Annotated in this window: 11 protein-coding genes; 3 read left to right on the top strand and 8 right to left on the bottom strand. The window is 37.2% G+C overall.

The window, feature by feature from the left end; translation table 11 throughout:
* Positions 1-213 precede the first annotated feature (213 nt).
* The 5 genes from Q0625_RS08605 to Q0625_RS08585 form a co-directional block, all read right to left on the bottom strand.
* On the bottom strand, positions 214-879 hold the full coding sequence (locus Q0625_RS08605) for a trimeric intracellular cation channel family protein (protein WP_298825883.1): 666 nt from the start codon (positions 877-879) through the stop codon (positions 214-216).
* Positions 880-882: 3 nt separating this feature from the next.
* On the bottom strand, positions 883-1,185 hold the full coding sequence (locus tag Q0625_RS08600) for a thioredoxin family protein (RefSeq protein WP_298825881.1): 303 nt from the start codon (positions 1,183-1,185) through the stop codon (positions 883-885).
* Between the two features lie 93 nt (positions 1,186-1,278).
* Positions 1,279-2,505 carry a metallophosphoesterase gene (locus Q0625_RS08595; protein WP_298825880.1) on the bottom strand — a complete coding sequence of 409 codons (1,227 nt, stop codon included), beginning with the start codon at positions 2,503-2,505 and terminating at the stop codon, positions 1,279-1,281.
* Between the two features lie 82 nt (positions 2,506-2,587).
* A complete protein-coding gene (locus Q0625_RS08590) occupies positions 2,588-4,630 on the bottom strand; it encodes an HDIG domain-containing metalloprotein (RefSeq protein ID WP_298825879.1) in 2,043 nt (680 codons plus the stop codon).
* A gap of 21 nt (positions 4,631-4,651) precedes the next feature.
* Positions 4,652-5,566 carry an arginine deiminase family protein gene (locus tag Q0625_RS08585; RefSeq protein ID WP_298825885.1) on the bottom strand — a complete coding sequence of 305 codons (915 nt, stop codon included), beginning with the start codon at positions 5,564-5,566 and terminating at the stop codon, positions 4,652-4,654.
* Positions 5,567-5,669: 103 nt separating this feature from the next.
* Here Q0625_RS08585 and Q0625_RS08580 point away from each other — a divergent pair, with 103 nt between their 5' ends.
* The 3 genes from Q0625_RS08580 to Q0625_RS08570 are packed head-to-tail and all read left to right on the top strand — an operon-like array spanning position 5,670 to position 8,993.
* Entirely contained in the window at positions 5,670-6,377 is a 708-nt protein-coding gene (locus tag Q0625_RS08580; RefSeq protein WP_298825878.1) for a porin family protein, read from the top strand.
* 9 nt (positions 6,378-6,386) lie between these two features.
* Complete coding sequence (locus tag Q0625_RS08575) at positions 6,387-7,097, top strand: hypothetical protein (RefSeq protein WP_298825876.1); 711 nt, start codon at positions 6,387-6,389, stop codon at positions 7,095-7,097.
* A gap of 42 nt (positions 7,098-7,139) precedes the next feature.
* The gene (locus tag Q0625_RS08570; RefSeq protein ID WP_298825874.1) at positions 7,140-8,993 is read left to right on the top strand and encodes a DNA topoisomerase IV subunit B; all 1,854 of its coding nucleotides are present in this window, start codon (positions 7,140-7,142) and stop codon (positions 8,991-8,993) included.
* Positions 8,994-9,199: 206 nt separating this feature from the next.
* Here Q0625_RS08570 and Q0625_RS08565 read toward each other — a convergent pair whose 3' ends face one another.
* The 3 genes from Q0625_RS08565 to Q0625_RS08555 all read right to left on the bottom strand — a co-directional run.
* A complete protein-coding gene (locus tag Q0625_RS08565; protein ID WP_298825872.1) occupies positions 9,200-9,739 on the bottom strand; it encodes a hypothetical protein in 540 nt (179 codons plus the stop codon).
* Positions 9,740-9,842: 103 nt separating this feature from the next.
* On the bottom strand, positions 9,843-10,640 hold the full coding sequence (locus Q0625_RS08560) for a hypothetical protein (RefSeq protein WP_298825870.1): 798 nt from the start codon (positions 10,638-10,640) through the stop codon (positions 9,843-9,845).
* 56 nt (positions 10,641-10,696) lie between these two features.
* On the bottom strand, positions 10,697-10,896 hold a 200-nt coding region (locus Q0625_RS08555), incomplete at its 5' end, for a hypothetical protein (RefSeq protein ID WP_298825868.1).

The following is a 10,896-nucleotide window of genomic DNA, read 5'->3' as shown; positions in this document are numbered from 1 at the left end:
TCATAACGAGGAATCTGTACATCTATATCCTTGAGGTTATGTACTCTAGCCCCTTGTACTATAATATTTTTATCTTTTTTCATGTATTGCAAATAGCGGATAAAGTTAAAAGAAAGTACTTACTCTTGCATTGCAAATCTGTCTATAGAAAAGACTTGCTACAAAAGTAAGTAACTACTATTGAAAAAACTAATATTTAAGAAAAAACTATGTCTAATTAAGAAATTTAGGAAGTTCCCAATGATGCTTCACTGAAAACATGCGTATAGCAATCACTACACAGATAGTAATAAGCACTACCCAATTATGATAATCAGCCATGATTCCATTGAGCAAGAAATAGACGGTACCTCCTGCTACACAAGCAGTTGCATAGATTTCTTTTTGGAAGATAGCAGGCATCCTGTTGGCCAAAACATCGCGAATAACCCCCCCAAAACTTCCTGTCATAGTACCTAGTACAATGGCAATAGTTGGAGATAGGTCAAAGCGGAGTGCTTTCTCTAAACCAATGATTGTAAATACACCCAATCCTATGGCATCAAAAAGAAGCAACCAGTAGTTCCAATGAGCAGCAAACTTACGCTTGAAAAGAATAGTAAAAACTACACTTACTCCTATCATAAAGATATACATGAGGTTCTTCATCCAAAAGACAGGAATACTTCCTATCATAATATCACGGAGCGTTCCCCCTCCCACACCTGTAACAAAAGCTAGAATGAACATACCAAAGACGTCCATTCGGCGCTCTAGTCCAAGTAAAACACCCGAAATTCCAAAAACAAAAGTACCTATAAGGTCCCACAAATAAATAGGGTCTGTAACTATTGCCGTAATTTCTTGGCTTAGGCTACTCCACAAAGTGATTTCGTTCATTTTTTATGATTCTATAAAAGGTTTTATTGCGCTAATAAGGTTGGCTGTAGGTTGTAGGGCTTCGGTTCGCCATACGAGTTCTCCTTTGTAGAAGATCATATAGGTGGGAATACCATTAATTTGCAATTTTTTGGTAAGTTCCTTATTCCTATCAATATCAATTTTGATCACACGTACCGCATCACCTAAGGTATCGGCTACTTGCTGAATAGATGTACTTGCATCCTCAGTCAAATAGTGCCAGCCCGCATAAAAAACAATAAGTACGGGCTTATTTGTGCTTATTATATCTCCAAATACTGACATATTTTATAGTTTTATTCTACAAAAAAGTATAGTTATTCATACGCTGCAAATATAAGTTTTTTTTCTGAATTAAGTAGTATAACACACCTAATTTTACAGATTAGAGGATGCACTATTATCCTTTTTCTTCAGTTCAATAACTGTAATCTCAGGAGGCATGCCTACACGACCAGGGAAAGCCAAATAGCCAAAGCCACGATTTACATTGATATATTTTCCTTTCTCCTTATAGATTCCTCCCCAATACTTATAGCGCCAACCTGCAGGACTCCATTTGATAACCCCAGGTATTTCTATCCCAAACTGCATACCATGAGTGTGTCCGCTTAAGGTCAGATGTATAAAATTGGGATCGTCTATCACCTCGTATTGCCAATGAGTAGGGTCATGAGAGAGCAGCACTTTGAAATCTTTCTCATCCACCTCTTGTAAGGCCTCCTTAAGATTCCCTTTCTTGATAAAGCCTTCCCCCCAGTTTTCGACCCCTACTACCGCAATGCGTTGCTTACCACGAGAAAGGAATACGGATTCATTGTTGAGCAAACAAAAACCTAACTGCTGATGTATTTGCTTAAGGTCTTCCAAGTTTTTGAGTTTGTCTTCTGGCGAATCCCACTGTACATAATCTCCATAATCATGATTGCCCAATACAGAATATACCCCATCTTTGGCATGTAATTGCTTAAAGTGTGAAATCCAAGGAAGCATCTCCTCCGCCTTGTTATTGACCAAATCCCCCGTGAAGAAAATAACATCACCTTGTTGAGCATTGATCATATCAATTCCATATTGTACCTTTTCGGCATTATCAAAACTTCCTGAATGAATATCAGAAATATGTATAATTCGGTAGCCATCAAAGGCATCAGGAAGGTCGTCAAAATAGAGTGTATGCTTTATTACCCGAAAGTTATATTTGCCCCAAAGCATTCCATAAATCATACCTGCAAAGGGAATGGCTGCTACTCCCAACCCTATAAGACTTACAAAGCGCCTACGGGAAGGTATTACTTTTTCTTTTTTCATGCGAAAAGGCATACAAAGCAAACGTATAAACGTTTCCCCCAAGAAGAATACGCTTATAAGTGTAGCAAATAATAACCATGAAATAAATAATCCAAAGGAAAATTGCCGATTGCTATCCCACACTCCCGAAAAGGACTCATTCCAATAGTATAGAAAGTAAAAAAAGAAAAAAGCCGATAATATATAATATAGGTAAGTAAAAACCTTGTATTTTAACGCTTTACGTACACAAAAGGCACTCAAAAGCACCATTAGTACGTAAAAGATACAAAAATAATTAATGAAATGATGCATTCTAATTCTGTTAAGCAGCCCGCAAAAGTACAACAAAAAGACACAATACTGCACTATGATAAAAATATTTTAACAAAAATATTTATTTCGGATAGGCTATGCGCAAGTGATAGATATTAAAGAGCTTTTCTTTGAGCACTTTCTTGATTTTCTCAATATCCTTGAAGGTAATATCGGCGTTAAGATATTGCTTTTCCTCTATTTGTTTTTTGATAATAGCTTCCACAAGTGCATCAATAGCTTCGGTAGTAGGATTGACCAAGCTCTTAGAGGCTGCTTCCACCGAATCGGACATCATAAGTATAGCTGTCTCTTTGGAGAAAGGAATAGGACCTGAGTAACGGAAATCATCCTCATCAAAAGGTTCTCCTGAATCCAATTGCTTTTTATAGAAATAGTAAATAAGGCTATTGCCATGATGAGTACGAATAAAATCAATAATACGGTCAGGAATATTATTGGCACGAGCCATCTCAATACCGTCTATCACATGACTTTTAATGATTTTAGCACTCTCCACTGCTGTGAGTTCGTCATGGGGATTAACTGAAGTTTTCTGGTTCTCCGTAAAGAAAAGAGGGTTCTTCATCTTCCCTATATCATGATAGAGAGCTCCCACTCGCACCAACATTGCATTGGCACCAATGGCCAAAGCACTCGCCTCAGCTAAGTTAGATACTTGCAAAGAGTGCTGGAAAGAACCTGGTGCCTTTTCGGAAAGTTCTCTTAACAACTTATTATGTGTATCGGAGAGTTCCAAGAGGGACACATTGGACACCAAGCCAAATATCTTTTCATACATATAGGTGAGTGGCTGGATAAAAAGTGTCAAAAATCCGTTGAGAATAAAAAATCCAATTATAGAATAATGTATCCCCTGAAGACTACCTGTGGAAATCATCAGTTGGCAAAGGTAAGTTATAATATAAGCAATTACTATATAAGTAATCGTCAGGAAAAGATTAATCCTATAATGCATTCCCTTGGTGTCCAACAAAAGTACTCCTGCCACAATAGCATTGGTATAGATAAATTGGAAACTATTGGGTACAATAAATCCAATAAGAATCAAAGTAATTAGATATAAGAACATCCCCAATCGCAAATCAAAAAAGGCCTTCATTACCAGAGGGAAAATACAGATAGGAAAAGCATAGATATAATCAGTATCCACCTTAGCTGTCCAAGATATTCCTGCAACAAAGAGCAATATAGTAGTAAAAATAAGGGTTACAATGTTATTATTGGTGAATAATTCCTTTTTGAAATGATATAGATAGAGTAATATCATGCTCACAAGCATAGATATGATAAGTATATACCCCAATAGTGATAAGGTAGTAAGATGCTCCGAACTATTAAGTGCATATTCCTTTTGTAAAGAAGTGAGCATTGTAAGCCGTTCGCCTGATACAAATTGTCCTCTTTCTATAATCAATTGTCCTTTTTTGACTATTCCATAGGAATGAATAATATTCTTGAGTCGCTCCTCTAAGGTTCGTTGTGTAAAATACTCATTAACAAAGATATCGGGTAACATCACCTCGGAAAGGATCGTATAATAGGTATCCATATAAGGAGCAAAAGGCTTTTCTGCAAAATAAGAAAGTACCGCTTCCTTAGTCTGGTTCAGAAAAAAGAATTTGTTAGGAGCAAAAGTAAACACTTCATTTCCTTCTACCAAGAATACCTCCTTATCTGTCAGTTCTCCAGAGGCATAGAATACTCCATTTCGGTAAGCTTTCTTAAGAAAATCCTCACCTTTTCGCAAAAGTTTTTCTTGAGTGGCAGTTTCCACTGAAGCAAAATAAGTGAGTGCTTTTTGGTAATAATTCTTCTCGACAGAAGCTAAGACAGTAGTATCTCTAAAGAAGTAAGTAGGCGATTGGCTTTCAATGTATTGCTTTTCTTTGGCCAACTGTTCACTTGTCTTCTTCAGAGTAAAGTCAAAGGGAGCATATAGTGCAGGGTATAGCCAAGGCTTACCTGCCTGAAACTCATAGGAAAACTTGCTTCCCTTGGGCAAAAGGAAGATAATAGCTGTTACAAGCACTACTGCCAAAAAGAGCTTATAGAGCATCCCCTGCTTGGCATATAATTTGTACCAAAAATGCTTAATAGCCATAAGAATATGGAGTTAAAACAATTAGTCTCTTAGTAAAGGCAAGGTAGAACAACGCAAAAGCCCTTCCTGCTTGGCTATCTCCGCATAGGGAATCTCCTCCACAGTAAAACCTTGTTCCCTAAGCCAGTTATTCAGGCGAATAAAGTTACGTTCAGAAACCACCACCTCTGGTGAGATAGAGAATACATTGCTAAACATCTGGTACATCTCCTCTCGCTCTATGTGAAAAAGATTATCCTTGCCAAAAAGATCGACTAAATATTGGTATTCCTGTTCGTTGCGGAAACCACCCTTATAGATAATCCCTTTGTTTGTTCCCACAGGTTGGAAACAACAATCCAAGTGAAGGGCATTATCACGAGGTTCAGTATTGGACTTGACAAGGTCAAAAGCCTTTACTATTTTGTTAGGAAAGAGCGACTTAAGGAACTCTACCCCTTCCCTATTGGTACGTGCGGTCTTATAATTTGCATAATCAGCTCCATAGTAAGTACCTACAAAGATATGATCATTCCAAGGCATAACATCGCCCCCTTCTATATGTATTTCAGGCGTAGGGACGATATATTGAGAAGGAGGAATCTGGCGAACAATATACTCAATAGCTTGATATTCTTCCTCTCGTTCAGGGAGAATGTTGGCTTTGATAAACTTGTCTTCAATCACAAAACCAATATCACGAGTGAAAATCTGGTTGCAATTCTCTATTAATTCAGGTCGGTATACTTCTACCTCATATTTTTTAAGCACTTTGGCGAAAGCCTCCATTTCAGGAATCATATCTTCTTCCAAGGGATAAGTTCCTGCCAATATATGTTCTAAAGATTTAGGGTCGTAAGCCTCCTGGGCAGTAGGGGTGGCACCATTGCTCTGAGCAGTCCCTAAGATAACTGCTCGTAGGCGATTCGTCTCGTTCTTTACTTGTATTTTCATTATGGTTAATTTTGGTGCAAATATACGGAAAATATATGAGAATATTTATTTGGTAAAAAAAAGAAAAAATTATATCTTTGCTGCCTAAACAATAATTTTCAATATCATGAAAAAACATATCTCTTTACTATTGCTACTGCTCACTTCCACTATGAGTATGGCACAAATCACTGTTGGAGTAAGGCTGAATAACCCTCTCCTCTATGGCTCTTCTGTTTCTCCTTTGTACGATAAGAACGGAAAAGAATTTAGTACCTACGGGAATTGGGGCGTTTTTAATTCAGGCGTCTTTGCTCGGATTCCTCTCAAAGAAAAGCATTGGGTATTACATACTGATTTATTATATAAGAACGAAGGGACTCATATACGTAGTCTAGATATTCCTAGCAGGGATAGAGGACCTTATTATGGAGAAGTTGCTCCAGAGGGAAGAAGACATTTTTCTTTTGAATATATAGATGCCCCTTGTCTGTTACAATGGGAAGGCAAACGAATGTTCAGAGGATACTTACAAGCAGGGTTTTCTCTCAAATTCCTAACCCATGCCTCCTATACAAATGAGACGTATAATACCCCTGATGAAAATGTAACTCAGCACTTCAACCGATTCGTTCTTACAGGACAAATAGGAGGTGGCGTACTTTGGGACATCAAGCGAGTTATTATCACTACGGATATGCGTATGTCTTGGAATCTTACGCCTATCACAGGTCACAAAGTTCGTGGGGTAGATTTTAGCGATAGTACAGGCTTTTCACTCACTCTCGTCTCAGTAGGAGTAGGGTACAAATTGGGATATAAAAAGAGTAATTAATACCAGAGTATGAAACAGCATGAAGAAGTTATCAAGATTATGGAAGAAAACGGAGGGTGGGCTACACTTGGTTTTCTTTATCATCATGTAGATACATCTGAATGGAAAACCAAAACTCCCTTTGCTACCATAAGGCGAATTGTTCAGGACGAACGCTTCTTTTTCAAAATAAAAGCAGGACTATGGGCACTAAAAAGTCATAAAGAGCAGCTTTTAGAGAAATTTGAATTAGAAGTATCCTCTAAGAAAGAACAAGATTTTTCGCATTCCTATTTCCAAGGATTATTGGTTGAGATTGGGAATCTCAAGGGATACCACACATATATCCCGCCGCAGGATAAGAATAAACTATTCCTTGATAGAAAATTAGGTAATGTCTCTTCCCTAGATCAGATTTTAGATTTTACCTATCCCGAAGTGATCAAAAGAGCCAAAACCATTGATGTCATATGGTTCAATGAGCGGAAATTCCCTCACGCTTTCTTTGAAGTAGAGCATACTACTGACATACAAAATTCTCTACTCAAATTCAACGAGTTACAAGATTTCTACACTAAGTTCTATATCCTTAGTGCAGCAGAAAGAAAACGAGAATTTGAACAGAAAATAGCTTATTCTTCCTTCAAAGATATAAGGAATAGGGTATCTTTTATTGATTATGATTTCTGTGCAAACTTACATACTAAGAGCTTTGAACTATTGAAAATAGGACAGTTATAATATAAAAACAAATCAAACCCTTAACAACTATAAAAAACACAAATGGAACCCATAGATTTTAACAAACCCATTACTGAATACGGAGAAGATAATATACAGACCCTTGAGTGGCAGGAGCATGTACGTATGCGCCCTGGTATGTACATAGGTAAGCTCGGCGATGGCTCCTCGGCCGATGATGGGATCTATATCCTACTGAAGGAGGTGATTGATAACTCCATAGACGAGTTTGTCATGGGGGCGGGCAAGCAGATAGAGGTACGCATAGAGGAAAATAAAGTCTCTGTACGTGATTTTGGACGTGGGATTCCCTTGGGAAAAGTGGTAGATGTAGTTTCCAAAATGAATACAGGAGGAAAATATGACTCCCGTGCCTTCAAAAAGTCTGTGGGGCTTAATGGGGTAGGTACCAAGGCTGTCAATGCGCTTTCCTCTTATTTCTATGTAGCTTCTGTACGTGATGGACAGCGAAAAAGTGCTACATTCTCTTTGGGTGTATTACAAGAGGAATCTCCCTTAGAAGCCTCCAATGAAAAACGAGGCACCTTAGTAGAGTTTGTCCCTGACGGAACTATCTTTAAGAACTACAAATTCCGTTCGGAATATGTGGTAAGGATGCTTAAGAACTATACCTACCTCAACCCTGGACTCGTTATTATATATAACGGAGAAAAATTCTTCTCTGAAAATGGCTTGGAAGATCTGCTCAAAGAAGATAACAATGAGGAAGATTTTGCCTATCCTATCATTCACCTAAGTGGGGAAGATATAGAGATTGCTCTCACTCATAGCAAAAGCCAGTACAGCGAACAATATTATTCGTTTGTCAATGGGCAGAATACCACACAAGGAGGTACCCACCTGAATGCTTACCGAGAGGCTATTGTAGCTACCTTGCGCAACTATTACAACAAACCCTATGATGCCTCGGATATTCGTAAGTCCATCATTGGAGCTATCTCTATCAAGGTGATGGAGCCTGTTTTTGAGAGCCAAACCAAAACCAAATTAGGTTCTACTGAGATGGGAGAAGGCATGCCCTCTGTACGTACTTATATTACCAATTTCGTACAAAAACACTTAGACGACTATCTACATAAGCAACCAGAGATTGCCGAAGAAATACAGAAAAAAATCCTACAAGCAGAGCGCGAACGCAAGGAGTTATCAGATATTCGCAAACTTGCCCGAGACGGTGCCAAAAAAGTGAGCCTACACAACAAGAAACTACGCGATTGCCGTATTCACCTGACCGATAGTAAGCACGAACAAGCCCTTGAGAGTACGCTCTTTATCACCGAGGGAAACTCCGCTTCTGGGTCTATCACTACCTCTCGTGATGCCAATACCCAAGCCGTATTTTCTCTGCGGGGAAAACCGCTAAACTCATTTGGGAAAACCAAAAAAATTGTCTATGAAAATGAGGAGTTCAACCTCCTACAAGCTGCTTTGGATATAGAGGACTCTATAGAAAATCTGCGGTATAACAATATTGTCCTTGCCACCGATGCCGATGTAGATGGGATGCACATTCGCCTACTACTGATCACCTTTTTCTTACAGTTCTTCCCTGAACTCATCAAAGAAGGACATGTATATATCCTGCAGACGCCCCTATTCCGCGTGCGCAATAGCAAGGAAACTATTTATTGCTATACCGATGAAGAGCGTGTCAATGCCATAAAGAAACTCAAAAACCCAGAGATCACACGATTCAAAGGATTGGGAGAGATCTCCCCCGATGAGTTCAAGCACTTTATAGGTCAGGATATGCGCCTTGACCCTGTAATGATGGACAAGGCCATGCATATAGAGAAATTATTAGACTTCTATATGGGGAACAATACCCCTGAACGCCAAGATTTTATCATCAATAACCTCAAATACGAAGTATAAAATAACGTGAGTTCGACGTAAGTAAAAATATATTTTTCTCCCACAAAGCCAGCGAGTGCTCACAGCTGGGTATGTGAAACACAGATTTTTACAGAGAGAATGATATAACAACTAAGTGAAACTTTGTGATTCCCACGGATAAATAAGGTCAAAGGCCTTATAAAAACTCGTGAGAATCACAACAGTTGTATTTTTATTGTTATCTGTCACCAATTAGGAGTTCCTTTTAGCGTGTCTGCTTTTTGTTTTGTATAGGTGTAATATATGTGATAGAAAGTTGATATTTCGTCTCCTACTCTATGTACATCTGATAAATTTTGCGCTCCTAATACGTCGTATAGTGTATCGTTTTTAATAATTCCTACGCTTCTGTAATAGATGCCATCCCCACCAGCTGCTGGTGAACTTCTTATAAAAGTTTCCATTAGTACTATATTTTTATTTTCTACTCTGTAATATCCTATTTCATTTGCTTCCAAATTATTATAATCAGCATTGCCAAAGCTGTTGATAAAACGACCATTAGCAAAGAAACGTAGGGCCATTTTAGTTTTTTGAGAGCTTGTATATACATACACGCAAGTGGTATCAATTAAGTCATCGGGTTGCAGGTGATAGGGCAAAGGTTTGGCTAATCTAAATTTAGGTTTTTTAGGACGCAAACCTCTGTTTTCGTTGTAGTAATAATTGTTAATACAACTATTACAACTTAACGCTATTAAAGCAAGAATTATTTTTTTCATCATACAAAATTTATAACACCAATCAAGAGTTAAATCAACTTAATCAAGTTTCGCAAGCTATTTTTAATCAGACTTTGGGAACTTACACACTTTATGAGATACTACCCTATTTATCAATATCAATACTATCTCTAATAGGAATAAATATTCTCTCTTTTGGAAATTCAAATGAATCATAATATTCCTTTTTTGTAGAATAACGGATGTCTTTAAAAAGAAATTTCCCATCATAAGCATCTATATAATACTTACGTGCGGAACCTTCTTCTCCACGACTAATAAATTCTAATGAATAAACGTATTTTCCTTCTATTTTCATTCGGCTAAAGAAACATCTTACAAATCTTCCTTGGTAAGGTTCAAAGATATCTACCCCAAGAGCATTAAGAATAATATTTCTTACTTGTTCTATACCTACAAAATAGTAGTCATCATAATATTTAGTTTCTATAAGCTTTCCTTTGCGGTTAAAAGTACGTGTAGGACCTACCTCACAATCACTTACATAGAAAGTTTTTTCTATGAGCCTACCTTTTCTGTCATATATCTTTACTGTTTTTAAAGACTCATTTCCAAAAGAAGAATTTCCTCCTCCAAAAACTATAGTCATTCTAGCACCTGCATTTTTGGAAAAAAGAGAAATATCTATGTTATTCTTCTTTTCAAATTCTACTTTTATAGAAAAAGTATCTTTAAGTTTATCATAATATTTTTCTAATTCTCGTTTACACTCCTCATCTTCAGGGTAATTATAGCAAATATCCAATAATGCTTGGTAGGTTTTCAAATCTACTATATTAACTTTTTCTGTATGATTATCATGACAATAATCATAGCCTTTGATGACTTGCGCTTTACCTATAGCTACTATAAAGATCACTAATAAGATACATCTTTTGTTCATATTATTTTTCTATCTAATTCTCCACTGATGCAAACTTGCGGCTCATGTCTTATTTTTTAACAGCACATTTGATACATTACCAACAAAGATATATTTTTCAAATAGCAATTATCCAGCCTAATATAAAAAATAATACCCATATAATATGCAACACCCAAATAATTATTGCCCTTTGAGCATCTCTTATCTTCTTTTGCCAAAGGTATAATAACAAAGAACAAATCACTACATACGCCCCAAACAATATGTAATACAC

Source organism: uncultured Capnocytophaga sp. (genome assembly GCF_938029845.1).
Taxonomy (GTDB): Bacteria; Bacteroidota; Bacteroidia; order Flavobacteriales; family Flavobacteriaceae; genus Capnocytophaga.
The sequence above is the reverse complement of the archived record's forward strand: the minus strand, read 5'-3'. Positions and strand labels throughout refer to the sequence as shown.